Source organism: Pseudomonas sp. FDAARGOS_380 (assembly GCF_002591235.1).
Taxonomy (GTDB): domain Bacteria; phylum Pseudomonadota; class Gammaproteobacteria; order Pseudomonadales; family Pseudomonadaceae; genus Aquipseudomonas; species Aquipseudomonas salmasensis.
The window spans coordinates 4,318,982-4,345,015 of sequence record NZ_CP023969.1; the positions used below are offsets into that span (position 1 = coordinate 4,318,982).

At 60.7% G+C, this 26,034-nt stretch carries 24 protein-coding genes and 1 pseudogene; 5 read left to right on the forward strand and 20 right to left on the reverse strand.

Translation table 11 applies throughout. The features are described 5' to 3' along the window. From CRN80_RS20420 to CRN80_RS20450, 7 genes are all read right to left on the reverse strand, one after another. Entirely contained in the window at nt 1-861 is an 861-nt protein-coding gene (locus CRN80_RS20420; protein WP_003192337.1) for a branched-chain amino acid ABC transporter permease, read from the reverse strand. A 56-nt stretch (nt 862-917) separates the two neighbouring features. Further along, the gene (locus CRN80_RS20425; RefSeq protein ID WP_056787294.1) at nt 918-2,120 is read right to left on the reverse strand and encodes an ABC transporter substrate-binding protein; all 1,203 of its coding nucleotides are present in this window, start codon (nt 2,118-2,120) and stop codon (nt 918-920) included. A 229-nt stretch (nt 2,121-2,349) separates the two neighbouring features. Beyond that, entirely contained in the window at nt 2,350-3,117 is a 768-nt protein-coding gene (locus tag CRN80_RS20430) for a FadR/GntR family transcriptional regulator (protein WP_056787297.1), read from the reverse strand. Between the two features lie 108 nt (nt 3,118-3,225). Continuing rightward, nucleotides 3,226-3,981: a proteinase gene (locus CRN80_RS20435; RefSeq protein ID WP_098952650.1), complete on the reverse strand. Its 756-nt coding sequence runs from the start codon at nt 3,979-3,981 to the stop codon at nt 3,226-3,228. 107 nt (nt 3,982-4,088) lie between these two features. Then, on the reverse strand, nt 4,089-5,501 hold the full coding sequence (locus tag CRN80_RS20440) for an efflux transporter outer membrane subunit (protein WP_098950914.1): 1,413 nt from the start codon (nt 5,499-5,501) through the stop codon (nt 4,089-4,091). After that, complete coding sequence (locus CRN80_RS20445) at nt 5,494-7,476, reverse strand: MacB family efflux pump subunit (protein ID WP_169918395.1); 1,983 nt, start codon at nt 7,474-7,476, stop codon at nt 5,494-5,496. Before CRN80_RS20445 ends, CRN80_RS20440 begins: the two co-directional genes overlap by 8 nt. Next, entirely contained in the window at nt 7,466-8,635 is a 1,170-nt protein-coding gene (locus CRN80_RS20450) for an efflux RND transporter periplasmic adaptor subunit (protein ID WP_098950915.1), read from the reverse strand. The genes CRN80_RS20445 and CRN80_RS20450 overlap by 11 nt, the downstream gene beginning before the upstream one ends. 324 nt (nt 8,636-8,959) lie before the next feature. Here CRN80_RS20450 and CRN80_RS20455 point away from each other — a divergent pair, with 324 nt between their 5' ends. From CRN80_RS20455 to CRN80_RS20470, 4 genes are all read left to right on the forward strand, one after another. Continuing rightward, complete coding sequence (locus CRN80_RS20455) at nt 8,960-9,442, forward strand: sigma-70 family RNA polymerase sigma factor (protein ID WP_032896446.1); 483 nt, start codon at nt 8,960-8,962, stop codon at nt 9,440-9,442. 119 nt (nt 9,443-9,561) lie between these two features. Further along, on the forward strand, nt 9,562-10,899 hold the full coding sequence (locus CRN80_RS20460; protein ID WP_098950916.1) for a lysine N(6)-hydroxylase/L-ornithine N(5)-oxygenase family protein: 1,338 nt from the start codon (nt 9,562-9,564) through the stop codon (nt 10,897-10,899). Between the two features lie 172 nt (nt 10,900-11,071). Next, nucleotides 11,072-12,292: a putative DNA modification/repair radical SAM protein gene (locus tag CRN80_RS20465; protein ID WP_003192321.1), complete on the forward strand. Its 1,221-nt coding sequence runs from the start codon at nt 11,072-11,074 to the stop codon at nt 12,290-12,292. Then, the gene (locus tag CRN80_RS20470) at nt 12,289-13,170 is read left to right on the forward strand and encodes a TIGR03915 family putative DNA repair protein (protein WP_098950917.1); all 882 of its coding nucleotides are present in this window, start codon (nt 12,289-12,291) and stop codon (nt 13,168-13,170) included. The genes CRN80_RS20465 and CRN80_RS20470 overlap by 4 nt, the downstream gene beginning before the upstream one ends. A 516-nt stretch (nt 13,171-13,686) precedes the next feature. Here the strand turns inward: CRN80_RS20470 and CRN80_RS20475 are convergent. The 10 genes and pseudogenes from CRN80_RS20475 to ctlX form a co-directional block, all read right to left on the reverse strand. Continuing rightward, nucleotides 13,687-13,941 (reverse strand): annotated as a pseudogene (locus CRN80_RS20475) (Lrp/AsnC ligand binding domain-containing protein); the annotation flags it as partial. 70 nt (nt 13,942-14,011) lie between these two features. Further along, nucleotides 14,012-14,983 carry a hypothetical protein gene (locus tag CRN80_RS30895; RefSeq protein ID WP_138183554.1) on the reverse strand — a complete coding sequence of 324 codons (972 nt, stop codon included), beginning with the start codon at nt 14,981-14,983 and terminating at the stop codon, nt 14,012-14,014. Between the two features lie 152 nt (nt 14,984-15,135). After that, nucleotides 15,136-16,044, reverse strand: coding sequence for a DUF4145 domain-containing protein (locus CRN80_RS20480; RefSeq protein ID WP_138183555.1), 909 nt, complete (start codon nt 16,042-16,044; stop codon nt 15,136-15,138). Between the two features lie 198 nt (nt 16,045-16,242). Beyond that, on the reverse strand, nt 16,243-16,740 hold the full coding sequence (locus tag CRN80_RS20485) for an Lrp/AsnC family transcriptional regulator (protein ID WP_078467204.1): 498 nt from the start codon (nt 16,738-16,740) through the stop codon (nt 16,243-16,245). A gap of 4 nt (nt 16,741-16,744) precedes the next feature. After that, nucleotides 16,745-17,575 (reverse strand): ABC transporter ATP-binding protein, encoded by an 831-nt coding sequence (locus tag CRN80_RS20490; protein ID WP_256588520.1) that lies wholly within the window; start codon nt 17,573-17,575, stop codon nt 16,745-16,747. A gap of 3 nt (nt 17,576-17,578) precedes the next feature. After that, nucleotides 17,579-18,292, reverse strand: a complete 714-nt coding sequence (locus tag CRN80_RS20495) for an ABC transporter permease (protein ID WP_014719024.1) — start codon at nt 18,290-18,292, stop codon at nt 17,579-17,581. After that, complete coding sequence (locus CRN80_RS20500; RefSeq protein WP_098950918.1) at nt 18,289-18,990, reverse strand: ABC transporter permease; 702 nt, start codon at nt 18,988-18,990, stop codon at nt 18,289-18,291. Before CRN80_RS20500 ends, CRN80_RS20495 begins: the two co-directional genes overlap by 4 nt. Nucleotides 18,991-19,132: 142 nt before the next feature. Then, nucleotides 19,133-19,912: an ABC transporter substrate-binding protein gene (locus CRN80_RS20505; protein ID WP_098950919.1), complete on the reverse strand. Its 780-nt coding sequence runs from the start codon at nt 19,910-19,912 to the stop codon at nt 19,133-19,135. Nucleotides 19,913-20,139: 227 nt separating this feature from the next. Continuing rightward, a complete protein-coding gene (locus CRN80_RS20510) occupies nt 20,140-21,186 on the reverse strand; it encodes an ornithine cyclodeaminase (protein ID WP_098950920.1) in 1,047 nt (348 codons plus the stop codon). An 11-nt stretch (nt 21,187-21,197) separates the two neighbouring features. Next, a complete protein-coding gene (gene ctlX, locus CRN80_RS20515; protein WP_098950921.1) occupies nt 21,198-22,124 on the reverse strand; it encodes a citrulline utilization hydrolase CtlX in 927 nt (308 codons plus the stop codon). A 283-nt stretch (nt 22,125-22,407) separates the two neighbouring features. On the opposite strand from ctlX, the gene CRN80_RS20520 reads away from it, so the two are divergent. Continuing rightward, the gene (locus CRN80_RS20520; RefSeq protein ID WP_098950922.1) at nt 22,408-23,301 is read left to right on the forward strand and encodes a GNAT family acetyltransferase; all 894 of its coding nucleotides are present in this window, start codon (nt 22,408-22,410) and stop codon (nt 23,299-23,301) included. A 136-nt stretch (nt 23,302-23,437) separates the two neighbouring features. Here CRN80_RS20520 and CRN80_RS20525 read toward each other — a convergent pair whose 3' ends face one another. Genes CRN80_RS20525 through lpdA form a run of 3 tightly spaced genes read right to left on the reverse strand, consistent with a single transcriptional unit; the run spans nt 23,438 to nt 26,030 of the window. Continuing rightward, a complete protein-coding gene (locus tag CRN80_RS20525) occupies nt 23,438-24,457 on the reverse strand; it encodes a branched-chain amino acid aminotransferase (protein WP_003192309.1) in 1,020 nt (339 codons plus the stop codon). 18 nt (nt 24,458-24,475) lie between these two features. Continuing rightward, nucleotides 24,476-24,625, reverse strand: coding sequence for a hypothetical protein (locus tag CRN80_RS32170; RefSeq protein ID WP_178110524.1), 150 nt, complete (start codon nt 24,623-24,625; stop codon nt 24,476-24,478). A gap of 25 nt (nt 24,626-24,650) precedes the next feature. After that, entirely contained in the window at nt 24,651-26,030 is a 1,380-nt protein-coding gene (lpdA, locus tag CRN80_RS20530) for a dihydrolipoyl dehydrogenase (RefSeq protein WP_098950923.1), read from the reverse strand. Nucleotides 26,031-26,034: the final 4 nt, after the last annotated feature.

The window sequence follows — 26,034 nt, forward strand, 5'->3', positions numbered from 1 at the left end:
TCAGGCTCTCCCGAACAGGCCGTAAGGGCGCACCAGAATCACCACGGCCATGGCGCCGTAGATCATCAGGCTCGCACCCTGGGGCCAGAGTGTGGTCATCAGGCTTTGCACCACGCCCACCAGTAAACCGCCGACCAGCGCACCGCTGAACGAGCCCATGCCGCCGATCACCACCACCACGAAGGCGATGCCCAGAATCTCCGGGCCGACGAAGGGCTGGGCGCCGCGCAAGGGCGCGAATAACACCCCGGCGACACCGGCCAGGGCAACGCCGAGGGCGAAGGTCATGGAGAACAAACGGAAAATATTGGTGCCCAGCAGCGACACGGTTTCAGTGCTTTCACTGCCGGCGCGCACCAGGGCACCGAAGCGCGTGCGTTCCAGCAGCAGCCACAGGCCCAGGCCCACTAGCCCGGAAAACACGATGAGGAACAGGCGGTAGTAGGGATAGACAAAGTCACCCACCACCAGCACGCCGCGCAACAGTTCCGGCACGGCGACGCTTTTGCCCACCGGGCCCCAGATCATCACGCTGGCTTCCTGGATGATCAGCGCGATGCCCAAGGTCACCAGAATCTGGAACATGTGCGGCAAGTGGTAGATGCGCTGGATCAGCAAGCGCTCGATCACCCAGGCCAGTGCGGCCACCACCAGCGGCGCGATCAGCAGCGCCAGCCAGAAGTTGCCGGTAAGGCTCACCGCGGTGTAGCAGATGTAGGCGCCGAGCAGGAAGAACGCGCCGTGGGCGAAGTTGACGAAGTTGAGCAGGCCGAAAATGATCGTCAGCCCCACCGCGATCAGGAAGTAGATCATCCCCAACCCGAGGCCGTTGAGAATCTGGAACAGATACAGATTAAGCATGCAGGCACCCTCCGCAGGCAGCCGCTTGCGCGGCCCTGCGCGACAAAGTTAAACGGTCAGCCGAGCGTGCAGCCCGTCGCCTCGACCGCAGGGAACGACTGGCCAGCGCTGAGCACTTTGGCCAGGTCGTCCTTGTCGGCCATGTCGCCGCTGGCCTTGCCGATCAACAGGTAGTAATCCTTGATCACCTGGTGGTCGCCGGCGCGGATCGACTCCTTGCCGGTTGGGCCTTCGTAGCTCAAGCCCTGCATGGCCTTGGCTACGGTCGGGCCGTCGAAGCTGCCGGTGGCAATGATGGTGTCGAGCATGACTTTGGTGCTGATGTAATCGGCGGCCAGCGGGTAGGTGGGGTTGATGCCGTAGGTGGCCTGGGTGAGCTTGACCAGTTCGCGGTTGAGCGGGGTGTCGACCTGGTGCCAGTACTGCGCGCCGAGGTACACGCCCTCGAGCACATCGCTGCCCAGTTCCTGGAACTGATCCAGGCCGGCAGACCACACCAGCAAGACCTTCATGCGCTCCTTGATGCCGAAGTTCACGGCCTGGCGCAAGGTGTTGGACGACTGGCTGCCAAAGTTGAGCAGTACCAGCACATCGGGTTTGGTAGAAATGGCGTTGGTCAGGTAACCGGAGAATTCCTGTTCCTGCAGCGAGTGGTAGCTGTTGCCCACGTGTTCCAGGCCATGTTCCTTGAGCACGTTTTTGGCGCCTTCAAGCAAGGCTTCGCCGAACACGTATTGTGGGGTGATGGTGTACCAGCGCTTGGCGTCCGGCAGCAGCTTGATCAGCGGCACCATGGTTTCGCGGATCGCGCCGTAGGTGGGCACCGACCAGCGGAAGGTCGCCTTGTTGCAGTCCTTGCCTGTGACTTCATCGGCGCCCACCGGGGTCATGAACACACCGCTGGCCTTGTCCACTTCCTTGGCCACTGCCAGGGCGGAAGACGACAAGGTGCAGCCCTGGAAGAACCGTGCGCCGTCCTGCGCGATGGCCTCCTGCACCTTGCGCACCGCCTTGCCGGCATTGCCTTCGGTGTCGATGACCTTGTAGTTCAGCGGGCGGCCGAGCAACTGGGCGTGTTGTTGCACCGCCAGGCGCGAACCCATGTCGGCAAATTTGCCATAGCTGGCAAAGGCGCCAGACATGGACTTGAGGCCGTAAAAGGTAAAAGGCTCGGCGGCGAATGCCGAACGCACGCTCAGCGGAAGGCTGAGGGCGGCGGCCGCGGTGAGGCTGGCTTTCAATAACGTACGACGCTGCATGGGGTGACTCCCTGGTTTAGTTATTGGCAGGAGCGGCAAGGGCGATACGGTGGAGCAAGGGCCTGTGGGCAGGCTTGTTATTGGACTGAGTGAACCGATCTAAAGGTTGGAACCTGGTCGAAATGTGGGAGCGGGCTTGCTCGCGAATGCGCTGGGTCAGCTACGCATGCAGTGGCTGATACACCGCATTCGCGAGCAAGCCCGCTCCCACAGTTGATTGCCTGTGTGCTTATGAGTGGTCAAACTCCAGTAGGAAGTGCGGGCTTACCTGGCCTTCCAGCGCGGTCATATGGTGTTCGGCATCGCACATGTGTTCATGCATCAAGCTGCGCACCGCGCTTTCATCCCCGGCGCGAAAGGCGATCAGCAGTTGCTTGTGATAGTCCAGGTTGGCCGCGTCGAACTGCTTGCGCTTGGGCTTGTAGGCTTTTTTCAGCACCACCAGGTCGCGCAGCAAGTCGTTGAGAAACTGCGCCATGAAGCTCAGCAGCGGGTTGGGGCAGGCCTGGGCCAGCAGGTTGTGGAACTCCAGTTCTGCCAGGCGCTGTTCGCGCTGGCCGGCTTCGCTGTCTTCGGGGGCGCTGCAAAAATCCACGTTGGCTTGCAGGGCGATGTAATCGTCTTCGCTCAAACGCCCGAGCACCGACACCGCCAGTTCCACTTCGATGACCTTGCGCAGTTGGTAGACCTGCTCGCCGTCCAGGTGCTGGAAGTGCAGGTAATTGCGCAAGGCGCGGCTGGCCGGTTCAGTGCCGGCCTGGTTCAAGTACGCCCCGCCGCTGGGGCCGGTGCGTGTGCTCACCAGGCCTTCGACCTCCAGCGCCTTGAGCGCTTCGCGCGCCGAGCCTTTGGAGCACTGGAAACTTTCCATCAGCTCGCGTTCGGTGGGCAGGCGGTCGCCGGGCTTCAAGGCGTCGGTGACGATCGAGCGCTTGACCGACTCGACAATCACATCGGACAGCTTCTGGCGTTTGCGGCGTAGCGGTCGACTCAGCATGGCGGTGATTTATCGTATTAATGCGGATAAATAGCACTTAATAACGATTGGGCAGGTGCGTCAACGCAAGGGGTCGTTTTCGGTGAATAGGGGTCGTAAATGCGCAGGTTATTCCCAGGCGCCCAAGTCCAGGCAGCGTGCGGACGAAGGCGGCTGCTTGCCATAGACCAAAAAATCCCCCAGCCAGCGGCTCACACAGCCGTCAGCGCCTGCGCGTGGCGACTCCTTGAGCAAGAGCTGTTCCACACCGGTGGCGAGTGGTTCGCCAGGCTCGGTATTGATCAGCACCATGCGCCCGACGCGTTCGGGAAACAACGTGCCATAGCGGCTGCCCAGGCGGGTGGCCGTGGCGTTGCCCAGGTAGTTGAGGCGCGCCTCGCCCAGTTGCCCGCGCACGAATTCCATATCCTGCGCGGCCTGTTCCACGCCATTGCCTTGGCGCAGGTCGCGGGTGCTCAACTCGATTACGTCATAACGGTCGACCAGGGTGCGATAGGCCTGGGTGGCAAGCGACTCCCAGCGACTGGCCAGGTGAAGGACGAACGGTGCGCCTTTGGCCTGTTGGGGGTCGCCGGCCTGGATGAACACCACACCTTCACGGTTGAGCGGCTGCCGTGCGCCTACCCGTGTCACGCTCAGGCGTATGCGGCCGCGCTGGGGTGCGGCATGGTCGCGGGGCACGCTGACCAGGCCGCATTGGGTGCGGCCAACCACTTCCGGGTCCAGGCGCGCGGTTGCAGTGAGGGGGCAGTCCAGCAGCCAGTCGATCGCGGTGGGCGCGATCAAGGGCTCGGCCAGCGCCAGGTGTGTGATCAGCCAGCCGCCAACGCAGGCCAGGCCTTTTACAACAACGCTGGGTTTCATCATGAGGTCCCGGGCATCCGTGTGATAACGGCTTTTTTACCAAGGACCTTGGGGTGGAAAATGTAAGGTGAAGAAACAACTCGTGTATGAAATATGAGTTTCGTTTATCAGATATCGGTGTTCCAGCCACCGCCTAACGCCTTGTACAGGGCGATGCTGGCTTGCAGGCGCGACAGGCGCAGCAGCACGTTCTGGTCCTGGGCGTCGTACAGGGTGCGTTGGGTTTCCAGTACCGTGAGCAGGTCTTCGGCGCCGGCCTCATAGCGGCTTTGGGCAATCTGGAAGGCGGTCTGCGCCTGTTGCAGCTCCTCGGTTTGCCACTGGCGTTGCTGGTCCAGGCGGGTGATGCTGCTGAGGGCTTTTTCTACATCGGCAAAGCCGTTGATGATAGCCCCGCGATAGGTTTGCAGCAGTTCATCCTGGCGCGCCCGAGCCTTGTCGCGCTCGGCGCTCAGCCGGCCATTGTTGAAGATCGGCGCCATCAGGCCCGAGGTCAGGGTGTAGAAGGGGCTGCGCAGGATCTCTTCGGCTTTGGACGCGCCCGAGCCAAGCGTTGCGCCCAACGTCACCGTCGGCAGCATGGCCGCACGGGCCACCGTGACGTCGGCACTGGCCGCCGCCAACTGGGCCTCGGCCTGGGCGAGGTCGGGGCGCCGGCTCAATAACTGGCTGGGCACGCCGGGCCCGATACTCGGCCAGCTCAGTGCCTGGAAGGGTTCTGTGCCCAGCTCCAGGGCCTGCACGGGCTGGCCGAGCAAGGCGGCGAGGGTGATTTGCGCTTCTTCGGCCGATTGCTGGATCAGTGGCAGTTGCCGTTGCTGACCGGCCACCAGGCTTTTCTGTTGCGCCAGTTCCAGGGCCGTGGCAGAACCGGCATCAAAGCGGGTCTGCACCAGGTTCAGTACATTGCGCGCATTCGCCAGGTTGAGCTCGGCAATCTGCAAGCGCTGGCGGGCGGCCAGAGTTTGCGCGTAGCGGTCGGCCACGTTGCTGAGCAGGGTCAGCTCCACGTTGGCCTGATCGAACTCACTGGCCTGCAGGCTGTGCACGGCGCTGTCGCGGGCAGCGGCGCGGCCACCCCAGAAGTCGATTTCGTAGCTGGCCGTGAGGTTGGCGTCATAGTTGGTGACGGTCCTGTTGCTCTCGGTGGCGTCCAGCTCCGAGTTGCCGCTGCCGCGCAACAGCCGTTGGCGGCTGGCGCCGAGGTTGAACTTCAGCTCCGGCAACAACGGTGCACCGGCAATCACCGCCGTGGCCTGGGCCTGGCGGACACGCGCCATGGCGGCCGCCACGTCGAAGCTGTCGCGGCGGGCCTGGTCGATCAGGCGGTTCAACGCCGGGCTGCCAAACTGCGTCCACCAGCGTTGATTGGCGGCTTGGTTTGCCTCGCGCCCGGCATAGTGCCAGGCGGCGGGCGCAGCGATGCCGCTGTCGATGGCGGGCGGGTTAGCGCCACAGGCCGTGAGCAACAGGCACACACTGAGCGCTGACAGTTGTGGAGTGAGAGATCGTTTATTCACTGGTCAACGCCTTAACCGGATCGAGCCGGGCAGCTTTACGGGCCGGCATAAAGCCGAATACGACACCGGTGACCAGCGCACAGCCAAACGCACCGAGCACCGCCACCAGGGAAAACTGCACCGCCACTTCAGCCAGCACCAGCACGCCGCCCACCAGCAAGGCCAGGGCGATACCGAACAGGCCACCGACCACCGAGAGCATCACCGCCTCGGTGAGGAATTGGCGCAGGATGTCGCGCTGGCGTGCCCCGGTGGCCATGCGGATGCCGATTTCACGGGTGCGTTCGCGCACGGTCATCAACATGATATTCATCACGCCGATGCCGCCCACCAGCAGGGAGATCGCCGCAATCGAGCCGAGCATCAGCGACAGGGTGTTCTGGGTACGCGCTTCGGCCTGGATCATTGCGGCATTGTTGGTCAGCTCGTAGTCGCGCTTGCCGTTGTGCAACTTCAACATCAACTGGTCGATGGCGCGTTCGGCCTCATGCACCTTGCGCGCATCGGTGGTGGCAATCGCCACGTATTCGGGGTTGTAGTTGCCGAACAGGCGGACACTGGCGGCGCTGTAGGGAATGGCGACACGGTCGTCACTGTCCTTGTTGCCAGAGCTGGAACCTTTTTCCGCGAGCACGCCGACCACCTGGAAGGGTACGTTCTCGATCAGGATGTACTGGCCGATGGGGTTGGCCACGTCCTTGAACAATTTTTGGCGGATGCGCGCGCCGATCACGGCGACCGTGGCGGCGGCGCGTTCGTCGGCCTCGGTGAAATAGCTGCCCTCGACCACCGGCCAGTTGAAAATCTCCGGGAAGTTGGTGTCGTTGCCCCCCACGTAGGCCATGTAGTCGACGTTGCCGAAGCGCACACCCGCGTCGGTGCCGTTGACCGGCATGATGCGCTTGACCTGAGGCAGCGTCGCCAGGGCGGCGACGTCGTTGAGGGACACAATCCCCAGCGGCGTACGCGGGTTGGGCGAAGAACCGCTGAGGTAGATGATATTGGAACCGAACGCGCCCATCTGCGCCATGACCTGGCGCTTGCTGCCTTCGCCCACCGCCAGCATTACCACCACCGACGCGACGCCGATGATAATGCCCAGCAGCGTCAGCGCCGTGCGAAAACGGTTGATCCACATCACCCGCCAGGCGGCCTGCACCGCGTCCACCAATTCGGCTTTCCAGGCACCATTGTGCTCGGCGCCGTCGGCCAGGCGTTGGCGCAGGTCTACGGCGTGCAGGGCTCCCGACGCCACGCTGGGGGTGGCCGCGCGGGTGTCTGCCGAGTCGCTGATGATCTGGCCGTCGCGAATCTCGATGATGCGGTTGGCTCGCGCCGCCACTTCACGGTCGTGGGTAATCAGGATGACCACATGGCCCTGGCTCGCCAGTTCGTCGAGCAAGGCCATGACCTCGGCCCCGCTGTGGCTGTCGAGGGCGCCGGTGGGTTCGTCGGCGAGGATGATATGGCCGCCGTTCATCAGTGCGCGGGCGATGGACACCCGTTGCTGTTGCCCACCGGACAACTGGTGCGGCCGATTGCCGGTGCGTTCGGCCAGGCCCAGGCGGGTGAGCAGGGCGTTGGCGCGGGCGTGGCGCTCGGCGGCGCTGATGCCGGCATAGATCGCCGGCATCTCGACGTTTTCCTGGGCAGAGCCTGAGGGAATCAAATGGTAGCCCTGGAACACAAAACCGAAGGCTTCGCGGCGTAGCCAGGCCAGTTCGTCGCTGCCCAGGTGGGCGACGTTTTCCCCGGCGAACAGATAGTCGCCCTCGGTGGGGCGGTCGAGGCAGCCGAGGATGTTCATCAGCGTCGATTTACCCGAGCCCGACGCGCCGACAATGGCGACGAACTCGCCGGCATGGATCGACAGGTCAATGCCACGCAACACATCAACCTGTGGGCTGTCGCCGCCGCCGTAGGATTTGCGAATGCCTTTGAGTTCAATCAGCGGCGTGGTCAATTCAGCCCCCATGGCTGTCAGCCGGGCCGATCAACAGGTGGTCGCCCTCGTTCAGCCCGCCGAGCACTTCGACGCGCAGGCGGTCGCTGATGCCCAGGCGCACTTCGCGGTCTTCGATGGCACCGTTCTTGGCCACTACTCGGGCGATTTGCGCCGCTGAACCTGGCGTGCCTTGCAAGGCGGCGACCGGCACGGTGAGGGCATCCTTGACTTGGCTTGCGACGAAAAAGACTTGGGTGGTCATCTCGGCCATCAGCGCGTTGTCGGCGTTGTCTACGTCGAGCAGCACCGTGTACAGCACCACTCGGCCAGTGCCGCTCTTGCTGGTGCTGCTCGGGCTGCCGTTGCTCTGGGTTTCGTTCAAGGGCTTGGGCGGGATCGGCAGGATCTGGCGCACGGTGCTGGTCCAGCGCCGGCTGCCACCGCTCAGGGTGGTGAAATACGCGCTCATGCCGGGTTTGACATGGCCGATGTCGGCTTCGGAAACTTCCGCCCACACCGTCATGGGTGACAGCTTGGCGATGCGCAGGATCAGCGGGGTTTGCTGTTGCGCGTTGAGCGTCTGGCCGACGCGCGCGTCCACGGCCACCACGGTGCCGGTCATCGGCGCGTAGATGCGTGTGTAGCCCAACTCGGCCTCGTCACTGCGCAGGCTGGCCTGGGCCTGACGGATCTGTGCCTGGAACATCTCGACCCGTGCCTGGGTCGCGTTGAGTTCAGCCTTGGCGGTCTGCACGTCTTCTTCGCGGGTGGCGTTGCCGGCACTCAGGCGCTGCTGGCGCTGGTACTTCTGGCGGGCCAGTTGATGCTGGGCTTTCTGCTCCTGCAACTGGGCCTGCAGGTTTTCGATGGCATAGCGGCTGGCGTCGAGCTTGGCTTTTTGCGTGGCGGGGTCGATCTCCACCAGCAATTGGCCTTCCTGGACCTGGTCGCCGGCCTCGACGTGGATCTTGCGGATCTGCCCGGAGGCCTGGGCGCCGACGTCTACGTAACGTCGCGGTTGCAGGGTGCCCAGGGCGGTGACGCTGTTTTCGATGTCGGCGCGGGTCACGGTGACGGTGGCCAGGGCGTCGCGGCCTGGCGTCAGGCCCTGCCAGGTGGCAAACGCAACGATGGGAATCAGGCACGCCACCACAAGCAGGGCGCGTCGGGCAGGTCGAGGGCGTTTCATCGGTAGCTTCCAGCCAGGAAAGTTCGGGGCGCAGTCGCGCAGAGCTGACAGGTAAACGAGGAAAATGCCCGGGAATTTAGGCTGTTACATAAGTAGTTACAGCTCAGTGGGAGAAAAAATTCGACCGCTGACGAGAGAGTTCTTTAAAAGTAGATGAGAATTACTATAAATTGCACACGCTCAAACTGCCATCACCGGTGATGGCAACACCGCCATTGGTTGCGGGTGCATTCAGGTAAGGGGATGTGCTCTCGGGTTTTTCGCGAGCAAGCTCGCTCCTACAGGGTGGGCGTCGTTGGTATTAAGGCCGTGGGGTCAGGAGTCATGGTGGAAAACTACTATCGCGAGCTGGTGTGTTTCCTCAACGCCAAGCTGGGCAACCGTCAGGTGGCCGAAGATGTGGTGCATGACGCTTATGTGCGGGTGCTGGAGCGCGTAAGCGACACCCCGATCGAACAACCCCGCGCCTTCCTGTACCGCACCGCCTTGAACCTGGTGATCGACGGCCATCGGCGCAACGCCTTGCGCCAGGCCGAGCCCCTGGAGGTGCTGGACAGCGAAGAACGCTTCGCCGCCTGTTCGCCCCAGGCCAGCCACGACCAGGGCCAGCGCCTGGAGATGCTGGAACGCGCCCTGGCCGAGTTGCCGGCGGCCTGTCGCGACAGTTTCCTGTTGCGCAAACTCGAAGGCCTGTCCCACCTGCAAATCGCTGAACGCCTGAGCATTTCCCGCAGCCTGGTGGAAAAACACATCGTCAACGCGATGAAGCACTGCCGGGTGCGTATGCGTGAGTGGGAAGCGCACTGATCGGCTGTTAGTTAAATTTTATTTCACTGTCCTCGTTTCCTATCAACACACGGCCTGTTGTTCAGGCCATGAAGGTATTCCCGCCCCACCGCCATGGGGCTTATCCAGAGGACACTGGAATGACACAGGCAATTGCTTCGCCCGCGGTTCATGACCTGATCGGGATCGGTTTCGGCCCTTCGAACCTGGCGCTGGCCATCGCCCTGCAGGAGCGTGAAAAGGCCCAGGGCAAGCTGGACGTGCTGTTTCTCGACAAACAAGCCGACTACCGCTGGCACGGCAATACCCTGGTCACCCAGAGCGAACTGCAGATTTCCTTCCTCAAGGACCTGGTGACCCTGCGCAACCCCACCAGCCCGTACTCCTTCGTCAACTACCTCAAGGCCCACGACCGCCTGGTGGACTTCATCAACCTGGGCACCTTCTACCCCTGCCGCATGGAGTACAACGACTACCTGCGCTGGGTGGCGGGGCAGTTCCAGGCCCAGGCCAACTACGGTGAAGAAGTGCTGGCCATCGAGCCGATCCTGCATCAGCAGCAGGTCGAGGCCTTGCGCGTGATCTCCCGCGATGCCCAGGGCGAGCAGCATGTGCGCACCACCCGTTCGGTGGTGGTCAGCGCCGGTGGCACGCCGCGCGTCCCCGATGCGTTCAAGGCGCTCAAGGGCGACAGCCGGGTGTTCCACCATTCCCAGTACCTGGAGCGCATGGCCAACCAGCCGTGCGTAGACGGCAAGCCGATGCGCATCGCCGTGATCGGCGGTGGCCAGAGCGCGGCCGAAGCCTTTATCGACCTCAATGACAGCTTCCCGTCGGTGCAGGTCGACATGATCCTGCGCGGCTCGGCGCTCAAGCCTGCCGACGACAGCCCGTTCGTCAACGAAGTGTTCTCGCCGGCCTTTACGGACCTGGTATTCCAGCAAGTCGGTGCCGAGCGTGAGCGTTTGGTCGCCGAGTACCAGAACACCAACTACTCGGTGGTGGACCTGGACCTGATCGAGCGCATCTACGGGATTTTCTACCGCCAGAAAGTCTCCGGCATCGCCCGCCAGGCGTTCCGTACCCTCACCGTGGTAGAGAAAGCCACCCCGGGCCCGCTGGGCATCGAACTGGCCCTGCGCAATACCGCCACTGGCGAAACCAGCGTCAACCATTACGATGCGGTGATCCTCGCCACCGGCTACGAGCGCCAGATGCACCGTGAACTGCTGGCGCCGCTGGAGGCCTACATGGGCGACTTCGAAGTGGCCCGCGACTACCGCATCGTCACCGACGAGCGCTGCAAGGCGGGCATCTACATCCAGGGCTTCAGCCAGGCCAGTCATGGCTTGAGCGATACCTTGCTGTCGGTGCTGCCGATTCGCGCGGATGAGATTGCGGCGTCGTTGTATGCGCTGGACCATCACCGTGGCAAAGCGCGTTCGGTGCAGGATCTGCTCCTGGCAACCGCCAGCTGACCGATCCCCGTAGGAGCGAGCTTGCTCGCGAAGCACGTCAACGCTAACGCGCCTCTTCTGAATGAACGCGGCGCTCTCGCGTCCTTCGCGAGCAAGCTCGCTCCTACAGACGGCACTTGTGACAAGGTGTGGCTATTGGTACTGTACAAAAAACCAGTATCGGTAGCCCTCCATGCAGTTGATCGAAAAACTCAGCATCCTCGCCGACGCCGCCAAGTACGACGCGTCCTGCGCCAGCAGTGGCGCGCCCAAGCGCAGTTCCGAGGGCAAGGCGGGGCTGGGTTCCACCAATGGCATGGGCATTTGCCACAGTTACACGCCCGATGGCCGTTGCGTGTCGTTGCTCAAGGTGTTGCTCACCAACTTCTGCCTCTACGACTGCCAATACTGCGTCAACCGCCGCTCCAGCGACGTGCCCCGTGCGCGCTTCAGCCCGGAGGAGGTGGTCACCCTGACCCTGGATTTCTACAAGCGCAATTGCGTCAGCGGGCTGTTCCTCAGTTCCGGCATCATCCGTTCGTCGGACTACACCATGGAACAACTGGTGCGAGTCGCCAAACTGCTGCGCGAAGAGCATGACTTTCGCGGCTATATCCACCTCAAGACCATCCCCGATGCCGACCCGGCCTTGATCGCCGAGGCTGGCCGTTATGCCGATCGCCTCAGCGTGAACATCGAACTGCCCACCGACGCCAGCCTGCAAACCCTGGCGCCCGAGAAGCAGATTGGCTCGATCAAGCAGGCCATGCAGACCATTTACACCGGCGAACAGACGGTGCTCAACGAACCCCGCGCGCCACGTTTCGCCCCGGCCGGGCAAAGCACGCAGATGATTGTCGGCGCCGACGACACCGACGACAGCACCATCTTGCACGGTGCCGAGGCGTTGTACGGCAATTTCAAGTTGCGCCGCGTGTATTACTCGGCGTTCAGCCCCATCCCCAACAGCCCGAAAAGCGTGCCTTTAGCCGCGCCGCCGCTGATGCGCGAGCACCGCTTGTACCAGGCCGACTTCCTGCTGCGCAGTTACGGTTTCCGCGCCAATGAGCTGTTCGCCGGCCCCGGCGACCTGGCACTGGATATCGACCCCAAACTGGCCTGGGCCCTGGAGCATCGCGAGGTGTTCCCCCTGGACCTGAACCGCGCCGAGCCCACCCTGATCGCACGTATCCCCGGCATCGGCTTGCGCACCACCCAGCGCCTGGTCGACCTGCGCCGTGAACGCAAGATCCGCTTCGAAGACCTGGCGCGCATGCGCTGCGTGTTGGCCAAGGCCAAGCCGTTTTTCATCACCAGCGACTACCACCCGCAACAGGCCGACAGCACCAGTGTGTTGCTGCGTGAACAACTGCGTGATCGACCGCAGCCGCAACAGATGGGGCTATGGGGATGATCAGCCTGGAATGCGACAACCTGTTCAGCACCTGGCGCGAACAGGCGCGCTGGCTGCTCAGCCATCAGGTCGACCCTAGCCAGGTGAGCTGGGGCGAGGTGCAGGCGGCGGACCTGTTCGCCACCGATGAACCGATCCCGCCGGAGTTGGGGCCGTTTCAGGCGCGCATACCCAAGGCGCTGTTGCAATTACTGGAGTCCGCCGCCTGTTATCACGGTGATCAACGCTGGAGCCTGTTGTATGAAGTGCTGTGGCGGGTCAGCCATGGTGATCGCACGGCCATGCTCGCGGGGGACAAGCTTGGCAGCGAATTGCAGCGGCGCATCAAGCAGGTCAGCCGCGAAGCCCACCACTTGCACGCGTTTGTGCGCTTCATCGCACTGCCGGCCGAGGCTGGCCCGGAACTGCCGGAGTATGTGGCCTGGCATGAGCCGGCCCATGACATTCTCAAGAGCGCCAGCGAGCATTTCATCGGGCGCATGGGCCGCCATCGCTGGATGATCGCCACGCCCCTTGACGGGGTGTATTACGACGGCGAACAACTGATTCACCAGCGCCAGTGCCCCGAGGCCTGGCAGCAACTGGCACAGAATGTCGAAGACCCCCACAGCGCCATGTGGCTGACCTACTACAGCCACATCTTCAACCCGGCGCGGCTGAATCCCAAAGTGATGGAAGGGCATTTGCCCAGCCGCTTCTGGAAGAACTTGCCGGAGGGCAAGTTGATCCCGGGGCTGATCAGCGAAGCGCGTACGGGCAAGCAGAAGGATGGGCAGGCGAAGCTGGTGGGGGCCAAGCCAGGCAAAAGAATTGCAAACCCGGTCAATGTGGAAGCTGGCTTGCCTGCGATGGCGGTCCAGCAGCCAGATGTGGGGTGACTGATGCACCGCTATCGCAGCATGGGTATCTACACAACTTGGTGGGCTGTAGCAGCAGACGGTAACCACGATGCGAAGCGAGCCGCTCTTGATCTTGATCTGCTTTTGATCTTAAGCGCCCCGTCAAACCACGCTGGCCGGAATTCGACAGTGATTTGGGGGGTAAACCGGCAGGGATGCCGGTTTAGCCGCCCCGCGCCATGGATGGCGCGTGGCGGCGGCCCCCCAAATCACTGGCGGATTACGGGCACACCGAGCCTAGGCGAGGTGCCGAGTGGTGGGGCAAGAGCGTTTTGCTTACTTTTGCGCTTTTCAAAAGTAAGACGCCGTCAGGGCGGAACCCTAAGTGGCCGTTACCTAAATAACGGATATGTACCCGGTCCAACTGTGTTGACCGCCAGGCCGCCTTCGCGAGCAAGCCCGCTCCCACAGTTTGATTGCGGGGTGTCAGGTAGAGAAGTGTCGGCTGGGAGGCCGCCATCGCAGGCAAGCCAGCTCCCACACAAACCAACTGGATCAGGCCAGTTCGGTCGCAGTGTTCTTGACCACCGCCAACTCCGGATGCGCCACCAATTTATCAATGTGCAACTCATCATTGTTCAACCAGGTCTCGGTCAGCACCCGATAATGCTCCATGTCCCGGCAACGCATGCGCAGGCTGTAATCGAACGGCCCGCTGATCAACTGGCATTCGAACACCTGCGGGCAGGCTTTCACGCAGGCTTCGAAAGCCTTTTGCGCCGAGCGCCCGCTTTGGTTGGACAAGGCCACCTCCCCACCCCAGGCAGGGCTTAGGGGGGAGGGGCACCAAAAGGCGAGGGAATTGCTAACGGGGACAGATTTATTTGTTTAAGGCATCTTCAAAAAAAGACGATATGCTTTTCATGGATTTACGGGTTACATCTACTATTGATGCCATGGAAGTTCCACCTTTGTTTTGCGACTCCAGTACACCTAATACAATGATGTAGGCTACTATAAGTGCGTAATATGCGTGGGCATAGGTTTTTATCGACGCCTTGCTACTTCTAAATGGCGAAAATGCTTCCCCGTGAAAACGTTCGTGTCTGTATGTGGAGAGCAATATTTCCAGTAATGATGTCAGTTTTTCTTTTGGTAAAAGTAGGTTGGCTGGATTTGACAAATTTAAGGTTGAAGATGCGTCGTCGGGGTTTTTCGGGATTTTCTTTAATGGTGCAGATTGTCGAAAGAAAAGACACATTAGCCGGCCTGCGTTTCTCCTGTCCTCATAGTTTAGGCTTAAGAATAATTCCGGGGTGTCGGGGGCTGTAATTAGGAACTTTTTGCAAAAATCTTTATATCGCTGTTTTCCTAAACTGCGCTCTGCGCGCTTCTTCATGTGCTCGCTGTGTGGAGGATTGCTCTCTATTTGACAGTCCAATATGCGAGATGCCGCATAGTCAGCAGTTTGTTGCGGTATATGCTCTGATAGAAGCTCTGTAATGACAGTCCACTCAGTAGGATGAACGCTGAAAAAATGGTCTGCCATAGCTTGCATGCGTGAGCGGCTTGGTTTTTCAAAAATGTTTAAGTTTTGATCGATGACTTTGTAAAGGCTATCGAACGCCGCATCTGGACGTTGAGGCAGACAGTCTAAGCAGTCTAATATATGGCCTACTGCGGCATTAAAAGGTTCGTCTTTGTCATCTGGTTTGAGTTTGGCTGTAACAAATATTTGCTGAATATTATGTGTTGCCATCTTCTGTATTAAATCGCGCTCACAAGGGAATAATTCTACGGCAGGCCAGTTGTTATGGTTTGAAACGCGAATGGTGCTAGTGCTATCAGACATGGAATGAGATCCTCCGTGATTTATATGGAAATGTAGCGTGTTCGGTCCGTGTTTTGTAGTGTGCTTTTATCAGTGATAACTGTGTTGTTTGTTTTGGTAGTCGGGTGATCGTCAAGCGTTAATTTTTTTGTTTTTAGATGATTGTTTTTTAATTAGAAAGGGATGTCGTCGTCTTGCACGAAATAATCCAATTCGACTTCATATAGCTGAAGTTCGCGCTCTTCCCCAGTCTGGGAGGGAGGTGCTTTTAAGAACGTAATCTTGCCTTCCTCTATATCCAATATGAGTTGAGTCTCAAATGTATCTAAGCTTGCCGCTATGAGTCGGCGGCGTTTCCCTAAGAGTCCTAGAAGGTTGATTGACGTGCCTGATTTATGTTGTGATGCGCAACTCTCCAGCAATCTTATGAAGTCTGCGTAATTTTCTGCTACGGTCTCTAGTCCGGCTGCACGACTTTCTAAAATGAAAACAGTGTTCAAAAGATGTTCAACGATCTCCAGTGCGATTCGAATATCTAATGGTTTTGGTTGTTTTATTTCATGCGCAGCATCATTTCCTAAAAAGCGGATGGCGTGTAATCGTTTTTTATCGCCATTGGAAACATGGCCGGCTTTGAAAAGCTGGTCAATTCTTCGTTGTAGATTTGTGCCTGAGATATCAAGGTGATTACAAACTGCTTCAATGCAGGCCCTTAATCCAATGCTGCCCAATACGTTGTTATATTGGCTCAGTGCTTTCACGCTTTGTAGGTATATTGTGCTGATTAGCGGCGGGAGAAGGTGTGTGTGCGTTAATCCATGGTGATTTTTTACCACGCTGGGATAAACATCGAAAGATACCGCGTGATGGAGGCCGTTTTCATCTTCTTCTATTTCATCAAAGTCTTCATGTTTCATTTGAAAGGAGTAGGTATGACATCCTTGGCAGCGAATAATGCGCCAGCTATCTAACTCGTTAGCCCACCACTCTTCAACTCTGTTTGTCACTTCTGCGGAAATTTCATGCCGAGTGGAGCGGGCGCAAGAACGACAATCACTTTTCACAATCTCAAGGGCCGTCAAAGTAGAACCTCATATCCCGGGAGCTATACTTTATTCGAGTAATGGCCGTACGCTACTACCTGCGGTGCGGCTTGTCCAGCGCCAACTGACACAATGGTCGTAGATCGATAACAGGACTTTTGTTGCGTAGTTTTAGGAGCGCTGCATGCCATGGCGATGCCCCAAAGCAACTTTTGATTACTACGGGAAAGGAGTGGCTCAGGCCAAGTCAGTAGCGGTGTTTTTGACTACCGCGAGTTCCGGATGCGCCACCAACTTATCAATGTGCAACTCATCATTGTTCAACCAGGTCTCGGTCAGCACCCGGTAATGCTCCATGTCGCGGCAGCGCATGCGCAGGCTGTAATCGAACGGCCCGCTGATCAACTGGCATTCGAACACCTGCGGGCAGGCTTTCACGCAGGCTTCGAAAGCCTTTTGCGCCGAGCGCCCGCTTTGGTTGGACAAGGCCACCAGCACCAGCAGCGACAGCCCCGGTGAGACCATCTGCACATCGATGATCGCCCCATACCCACGGATCACCCCGCGTCGCTCCAGCTTGCGCACCCGTTCCAGACAGGGCCTGGGGGTGAGGTGCACCAGCGACGAAAGCTTTTCGTAGGTGATACGCCCCTGATGCCTGAGTACGTCGATGATCGCTTCGTCGATGCGATCCAGCGTAGGGGAAGAATGGGGTCCGTTGGCCTTGGTATCCATGAGTTCACTTCAAACGGTTGGAAAGAAATTGCTGCAAGCGTTCGCTGGTGGGATGGTCGAGGATCTCGGCGCCGCCGTGTTCCTCGACTCGGCCCTGGTGCAGGAACAGCACTTGGCTGGACACCTGGCGGGCAAAGCCCATTTCGTGGGTGACCATCAGCATGGTACGACCTTCCTCGGCCAACGTCTGTATGACTTTTAGCACTTCTCCTACAAGCTCCGGGTCCAGGGCCGAGGTGGGTTCATCAAACAGGATAATCTCCGGTTCCATCGCCAGTGCCCGTGCAATCGCCACACGCTGCTGCTGGCCGCCGGACAGGAACGCCGGGTATTGGTCCGCCACGCGGCTGGGCAGGCCGACCTTGTCCAGGTACAGCCGCGCACGTTTCTCGGCTTCGGCAGCGCTCACGTTCAGCACCCGGCGCGGGGCCATGGTGATGTTTTCCAGCACGGTCATGTGGCTCCACAGGTTGAAGTGCTGGAACACCATGGCCAGGCGCGTGCGCAGGTTTTGCAGTTGCGCCTGATGCGGCGTGCGGGTGCCGGCGCGGCCTGGTTGCATTTCGATGCTGATGCCGTCCAGGGTGATCACCCCGGCGTCAGGCTGTTCCAGAAAGTTGATGCACCGCAGCATCGTGCTTTTGCCCGAGCCGCTGGCGCCGATCAGGCTGATCACATCGCCCTGGCGGGCATTGAGGGACACGCCCTTGAGCACTTCGTGTTCGCCGTAGCGTTTATGGATACCTTCGACTTGCAGCTTGATGGCCGCCGTGGCGGTTTTGCCGACGGGTACATCCAGCGGATAAGCGGCCAGGGCCTGCGCGGACTGATTCATGGGTTAGCCTCGGGTAGGAACAAGAAAACGCATCCAGCGACGTTCGGCCAGCCTGAACAGGCCCACCAGTGCAAAGGACAGCAGCATGTAGAGCAGGGCAGCGATGCCAAAGGCCTGGAAGGTCAGGAACGTCTCGGCATTCGCATCGCGGGCGACCTTGAGGATGTCTGCGACGGTGGCAGTGAACGCCAGCGACGTGGCGTGCAGCATCAGGATCATTTCATTGCTGTAGGCCGGCAGGGCGCGACGCAAGGCGGCGGGCACGATCACAAACAGGTTCAGCCGCCAGCCGTGCAGGCCATAGGCGCGTGCCGCTTCGATCTCGCCATGGGGGATGTTGCGGATCGCCCCGGCGAAGATTTCCACGGTATAGGCGCAAGTGTTGAGCACAAACGCCAACAGCGTGCAGTTCAGTGCATTGCGGAAAAACTGGTTGAGCAGGGCGTTGTCCTGCACCACCTCCAGGCTGTACAGCCCGGTGTAGCAAATCAGCAGTTGGATATACAGCGGCGTGCCACGGAACAGGTAGGTGTAGACCTCCACCGGCCAGCGCAGCCAGAAGTGCTCTGACACGCGTGCCAGCGCCAGGGGGATCGACAGGCCAAAGCCCAGCACCACCGAGATAATGAACAGCCACAAGGTCATGGCGACACCGGACAGGCCGCTGCCATCGCTGAACAGGTAGGCCAGGCCGTATTGCTGGAATAGTTCGATCATCGCGCCATCCCCTTGATGCCCAGGTTATAGCGCCGTTCCAGGCGCTTGAAGATGCGGTTGGAGAGTGTGGTAATCACCAGGTACACCAGGCCGGCGAGGATCAGGAAGTACAGCGGCTCGCTGGTGGACTTGCCGGCGTTCTGCGCGGCCTTGACCAGGTCTGACAGGCCGATGATCGACACCAGCGCCGTGGACTTGAGCAGCACCAGCCAGTTATTGCCCAGGCCCGGCAGGGCAAAGCGCATCAGTTGCGGGAACAGCACCAGCTGAAAGCGCTGCCAGCGGCTCAGGCCGTAGGCGGTGGCGGCTTCCAGTTGGCCCGCCGGCACGCTGAGGATCGCGCCCCGGAAGTTCTCGGTGAAATATGCGCCGTAGATAAACCCCAGGGTGATCACCCCGGCGGTAAACGGGTCGATTTCAACGTAGTTCCAGCCGAACGCTTCGGTCAGGTCGTTGAGCCACAGTTGCAGGCTGTAGAAGATCAGCAGGATCAGCACCAGGTCCGGCACGCTGCGGATCAACGTGGTGTAGAGCGTGGCCGGCACGCGCAGCCATTTGGCGCTGGAGAGTTTGGCGCCCGCGGCGACCAGGCCCAGGGTAAGGCTCAGGGCCAGGGCGAGGAACGCCAGCTTGAGCGTCATCCAGGCACCCTGGGCCAGCATGGGGCCGTAGCCTTGCAGGTTGAGGAGGTCGTTCATGGAAAGGAGATCTCTTTTTATGTAGGAGCGAGCTTGCTCGCGAAAAACTCAAGGGCGGCGCGTTCATGCTGGTTTAACGCGTTATCGTTGACGATTTTCGCGAGCAAGCTCGCTCCTACAGGGGGTTTTGCTAGCGCGGGTATTACTCGTTGTAGATGTCCTGATCGCCAAAGTATTTCTTCTGGATCTGGGCGTAGGTGCCATCGGCCTGGACGGCGGCGATGCCCTTGTTGATCAGCTCACGCAATGCCTGGTCGTTCTTGCGCATGCCCATGGCGATGTCCAGGGGCAGGGTCGGGTCCTTGAAGGCCGGGCCGGTCTTGAAGTCGGCGCCTTCGGGTTTGGACAGGAAGTTGAGCTGGGCTTCGAGCTTGTCCGTGAGGGTGGCGTCGAGGCGGCCGTTTTGCAGGTCGGCGTAGTTCTGTTCCTGGGACTGGTACGCCTTGATCTGTGCCCCGAGTTTGGCCAGGTGCGCGCGGGCATAGGCTTCCTGCAATGAGCCTTGCAGCACGCCAACTTGCTTGCCGTTCAGCGATTCGGGGGTATCACCGAAGGTGGCGTTTTTGCGGGTGATCACCGAGGTGGGGCTGAGGAACAGGCGGTCGGTGAAGTCGATGACTTTCTCACGGGCCGGGGTCACGGCCATGGAGGACATGATCGCGTCGAACTTGCGCGCACGCAGTGCCGGGATCATGCCGTCGAATTCGTTGTGCACCCAGGTGCATTTCACTTCGAGCTTGGCGCAGATAGCGTTGCCCAATTCGATATCGAAGCCTTGCAGGCTGCCGTCGGCGGCTACGGATTCGAAGGGTGGGTATTCGGGGAACACGCCAAAACGGATTTCCTTCCAGTCCTGGGCGTGGGCGGCGGTGGCGCACAGTGGCAACAGCAACGCAGCGAAGAGTGATCGCAGAGGAGTCATGTGTCGGTCCCTATATTTTGTAATTGATGTCAGGGGCAGTGAATAACTGGGAGCAGAGAATGCTTCATGATGGTGCGTTTTTTGTGTCGTTTACCCCCTGCGCAAAGCGCAAATTGCGCTGTTAAAACAAGCAATGCAGCGGAATCGGCTGCGGCACCGGCAAAATCGGCTTTAAACCCATCAAAATCTGGCCTGCCCTGGGCGCAAAGCGGCAGGCCAGAGCGGTTTCAGGCGCGCTTTTTGTGCTGTACAACCGGTTGCTGGGCCAGGCGTGCAAACAGGTCTTTCGGGTCGGCCAGGTCTGGCACCAGTTCCAGCTCACTGCCCACATCCAGCGCCTTGGCCACGTCCAGTACGTAGCGCAGGGCCGAGTAGTCTTCGATGGCAAAACCCACCGAGTCGAACAGGGTGATTTGGCGGTCATTCTCGCGGCCGGGCTGTTGGCCATTGATCACTTGCCACAGCTCGGTGACCGGCGAATCTTCGGGCATGTGCTGGATTTCGCCTTCGATGCGGCTTTGCGGTTCGTACTCGACGATCACCCGGGCGCGCTCGACGATGCGGCGGTCCAGCTCGGTCTTGCCCGGGCAGTCGCCGCCCACGGCGTTGAGGTGCATGCCCGGCTCGATCATCTCGTCAGTCAGGATGGTGGCGTAGGCTTTGTCGGCGGTGACGGTGGTGACAATGTCCGCGCCTTTGACCGCCTCGGCGACGCTGGCGGCCAGGATCACCTTGATGGCCGGGAACGCCTTGAGGTTGGCGGCGAGCTTGGCGGTGGCCTGGGGGTCGATGTCGAACAGGCGGATTTCAGTAATGCCAAGCATGGCGTGGAAGGCCAGGGCCTGGAACTCGCTCTGGCAGCCGTTGCCGATCAGCGCCATGCTGCGGCTGTTGGCGCGGGCCAGGTAGCGGGCGACCAGGGCCGAGGTGGCAGCGGTGCGGATCGCAGTGGTGAGGGTCATTTCCGCCAGCAGCACCGGTTTGCCGGTGTCGACGTCGCCCAAGGCACCGAACGCCATCACGGTGAGCATGCCGGCCAGGGTGTTTTTCGGGTGGCCGTTGACGTACTTGAAGGCGTACAGCGAGGCGTCGGACACCGGCATCAGCTCAATCACGCCATCCGGTGAATGGTTGGCCAGGCGCGCGCATTTTTCGAAATCCTGCCAGCGCAGGTAGTCGGCGCGAATGTAGTCGGCCATCTCGGTGATGCAAGTTTGCAGGCCTTTTTGCGAAACCAGGTAGCTGAGGTCGTTGACGTCGATATAACGGGTCATGGCAAGACTCCTTATTGAAATGAGGGACGGGCCGGCAGATGCACTTCGGCCAGCATGCAGCGGGCACTGCCGCCGCCGATGCGTTCGATGTTGTCGATATTCACCACCACCGGCCGCGTATGGCGCTCCACGTGCTGGCGCTGCGCCGGTTGCAGGGCGCCCCAGGCACTGGCGGACATCACCAGCAACGGCTGGCCGTCCCGGTCGTGGACCTCCAGCATGTTGCCGGCGAAGGCTTCCAGCTGGTCGAAGTCCAGGCTGAGGATGTCCTTGCCGGTGTCACGCAGGGAGCGTTCCAAGGCCAGGCGCTCGCTGTCGTCGGGCAGGGCTTGCAGGCACACCACCGCGAGGTCGCGGCCAACGCTCATCATCACGTTGCTGTGGTAGATGGGGGCCTGGTGGCGGTCCAGGGCGTGGAACACGCAGAGTTGGTAGTCGAGGCGCTCGGCAAACTGGCGCAGCGCCGCGTGGTGGGTGCGCCCCGAATGGCAGGCGTAACTGATGCGGTGCTGGCGGTCGAGCACCATGCTGCCGGTGCCTTCCAGGAAGATGTTCTGTTGTTCCAAGTGGCTGAGGTCGATGGTGGTGTTGATCGCAAAGCGTTGCTCCAGGACTTGCAGCACGCCCTTGTTGCGCTCCAGTCGGCGGTTCTGGCCCTCCATGGGGTAGAGCACCAGGCTGCCGTCGGCATGGCTGCTCCACCAGTTGTTAGGGAAGATCGAGTCGGGCGTGTGGGGCGCCGGCGTGTCCTGCACCACCAGTACCTCCACGCCGTGCTGGCGCAGGGTGTCGACATAACCGTCGAACTCCTCCAGCGCTTTGTGCTGTGCACTGAGCGGGTCCAGCGGCGGGCGTTGGAAACGGTTGTTGACCGCGGTATCCGGGTTGAAGGCAAAGCGCGCCGGGCGGATCATCAGGACGGTGTTGGTGGTTTGCATGGGGGCACGGGTCCGTTGGGGATCTTGTGCCGCTATTTTGTGCGTTGTGGGGAAAGGATCCCGGCTGAAACAGCGGGGTGGCTCAGCCAAGAAAGCTGAAAACGGGAGTGGCGCAGCCGAATCGGCTGCCAAGTTGAAATGCAATCAAACTGTGGGAGCTGGCTTGCCTGCGATAGCGGTGTGTCAGCCCCATTTATCTGGCTGACACACCGCTATCGCAGGCAAGCCAGCTCCCACATTGGTATTGTGGTGATTGTTATCGTTGTGTCCGCCAGGAGGAACCATGTCTACCGCTGTTCGCCTTGCCCAACCTTCAGATGCCGAGGGCATCAGCCAGGTCATCCTGGCCGCCTTGCACAGTAGCAATGCACAGGACTACCCGGCGGATGTGATTGCTCGAGTGGCACGTAACTTTACACCCGACGCCGTGCTGGAACTGCTCAAGCGCCGTGTGGTGTTAGTGGCAACTCAGGCTCAACTGATCGTCGCTACGGCGGCGCTTGATGGCAATGTGGTGCGCTCGGTGTTCGTCAACCCAGCGCTGCAAGGGCAGGGCATCGGCCGGTTATTGATGATCGAGATCGAACTGCGCGCCCGTGAAGCCGGCGTGACGGTCTTGAGCGTGCCGTCCTCGCTGACGGCGCAAGCCTTCTACGCCAAGTTGGGTTTTCACAACGTGCGCGACGTGTACCACGGCAACGAGCGCACATTGGTGATGGAAAAGGCGCTGTTGTCCCGCCACCCCATCGGGCCGTATCGCGACCGTGAGCATCGTGCCCAGGTGATTGAGTTATGGCAGCAGGCGTTTGGCTATGACACGGCCCATAACCTGCCGAGCCTGGCGATTGATAAGAAACTGGCGGTCAATGACGGGTTGTTCTTTGTTGCCACCGACAACAAAGCTGTGATCGGTACCATCCTCGCCGGCTATGACGGCCATCGTGGCTGGTTGTATTCGGTGGCGGTACATGCCGACTATCGGCGCCATGGCCTGGGATCGTCGCTGGTGCGCTATGCCGAACAGGCGTTGACGGCGCTGGGTTGCATGAAGATCAACCTGCAGATCACCGGCGGCAATGACGTGGTGGTGGGGTTTTATGAGGCGCTGGGGTATGGGGTGGAGCCGAGGATCAGTATGGGCAAGAAGATTGCCGAGAATATTGCGCCACGCTCTTGAAGGCGCAGAAACCAGTGTGGGAGCTGGCTTGCCTGCGATAGCGGTGTGTCTGTAGCCAATATGCTGGCTGACAGATCGCTATCGCAGGCAAGCCCGCTCCCACAGGGTTTTGTGGTGCAGCTGGCTTTTGTGGCTATCAGACCTTGACGATCCAACCCGCTGGCGCTTCCACGTCACCGGTCTGTACACCGGTCAGCTCTTTGTAGAGCTTCTGGGTGATCGGGCCCACTTCGGTCTCGCTGTGGAACACGTGCAGCTTGCCGTTGTACTGGATGCCACCGATAGGCGAGATCACGGCAGCGGTACCGCAGGCGCCGGCTTCCTTGAATTGGTCCAGCTTGTCGATGAACACTTCGCCTTCTACCACTTCCAGGCCCAGGCGGGTTTGGGCCAGTTCGATCAGCGACAGGCGGGTGATGCCTGGCAGTACCGAAGGCGACTTCGGCGTGATGAACTGGTTGTCGTGGGTGATCCCGAAGAAGTTGGCCGAGCCGACTTCTTCGATTTTCGAATGGGTCATCGGGTCCAGGTAGATCGCGTCGGCGAAGCCGGATTTCTTCGCTTCTGAACCTGGCATCAGGCTGGCGGCGTAGTTGCCACCGACCTTGGCGGCACCGGTGCCTTGCGGCGCGGCGCGGTCGTAGCCGGAGATCTGGAAGTTGTGCGGCACCAGGCCGCCCTTGAAGTAGGCACCGACCGGGATGCAGAACACCGAGAAGATGAATTCCGGCGCGGTACGCACGCCGATGTTGTCACCGGTGCCGATCACGAACGGGCGCAGGTACAGCGCGCCGCCACTGCCGTACGGCGGGATGAAGCGCTCGTTGGCCTTGACCACTTGTTTGCACGCGTCGATGAACGCGTCGGTCGGCACTTGTGGCATCAGCAGGCGGCCACAGCTGCGCTGCATGCGGGCGGCGTTCTGGTCCGGGCGGAACAGGTTGATCGAACCGTCCTTGCAACGGTAGGCCTTCAGGCCCTCGAAGCATTGCTGGCCATAATGCAGGGCAGTGGAGCCCTCGCTGATGTGCAGCACATTGTCGTCGGTCAGGGTGCCTGCTTGCCATTCGCCGTTTTTCCAGACCTGGAGAAACCGCTTGTCGGTCTTGATGTAGTCAAAACCCAGCTTGTCCCAATTGATGCTTTCGTTACCCATGACACCCTCTATCTCTGGTCAAGTCGGTTTTTTTTCTGGATGGGCGAACAATACTGCATTCACAGGGCTGTTCGCATCCCCTGTAGGAGCGAGCTTGCTCGCGAAGAACGCAAAGGCGCCGCGTTTAATCTGCTGGCCCGCGTTATCGTTGGCGATTTTCGCGAGCAAGCTCGCTCCTACAGGGGTTGTGTTTTTACAGGTGCAACGCGTGGCCCAACGCCCGCAACGCCGCTTCCTGCACCGCTTCACCCAGGGTCGGGTGGGCATGGATGGTGCCGGCCACGTCTTCCAGGCGCGCGCCCATTTCCAGGCTCAGGCCAGACGCGGTCGACAGCTCGGATACCCCAGCCCCCACGGCTTGCCAGCCCACAATCAGGTGATTGTCACGCCGCGCCACCACCCGCACGAAGCCGGCTTTGGACTCCAGCGTCATGGCCCGGCCATTGGCGGCGAACGGGAAGCTCGACACGATGCAGTCCAGGCCGGCAGCCTTGGCCTCGTCCGGGGTCTGGCCGACCACCACCAGTTCCGGGTCGGTAAAGCACACCGCGGGTATTGCCGCCGGGTTGAATTCGCGGGCTTTGCCGCTGATCAGTTCGGCAACCATTTCGCCCTGGGCCATGGCCCGGTGCGCCAGCATCGGCTCGCCACTGAGGTCACCGATGGCGTACACGTTGCGCATGCTGGTCTGGCAGCGGCTGTCGATCTTGATCGCCGCACCGTTCATATCCAAGTTCAGCGCTTCGAGGTTCCAGCCATGGGTATTGGGTTTGCGCCCTACGGCTACCAGCACCTGGTCGGTGTCCAGTGCCAAGGTGTCGCCGCTGGGCGCACGCACTTGCAGTTTGCCGTCGGTAAAACCGGTGACGCTGTGTTCCAGGTACAGCTTCACGCCGAGTTTCTTCAGGGATTCAGCCACCGGCAGGGTCAGTTCGGCGTCGTAGGCCGGCAGGATGTGGGCCTGAGCCTCGACCACACTGACCTCGGCACCGAGCTTGCGGTAGGCGATACCCAGCTCCAGGCCGATATAACCACCGCCCACCACGATCAGGCGCTTGGGCACGTGTGTCGGTGCCAGGGCTTCGGTGGAGGAGATGATCGGCCCGCCAATCGGCAGCATCGGCAGGTTGACGCTCTTCGAGCCGGTGGCCAGCAGCAGGTGTTCGCACTGGATGCGCTGCTCGCCCACCTCGACGGTCTTGCCGTCGATGACCTTGGCCCAGCCATGGATCACCTGCACCTTGTGTTTTTTCAGCAGGGCGGCGACGCCGGTGGTGAGGCGGTCGACGATGCCGTCTTTCCATTCCACGCTCTTGCGGATGTCCAGGGTCGGCACATCCACTTCAATGCCCAGCTGCGAGCCCTGGCTATGGTGCACGGTTTGATGGAACTGCTCGGCCACATGAATCAGCGCCTTGGAGGGAATGCAGCCGATGTTCAGGCAGGTGCCGCCCAGTGCCTGGCCTTCCACCAGGATGGTCGGGATGCCCAACTGGCCTGCGCGAATCGCCGCCACATAACCGCCAGGGCCGCCGCCGATAATCAGCAGCGTGGTATGCAATGTCTGAGTCATGCCC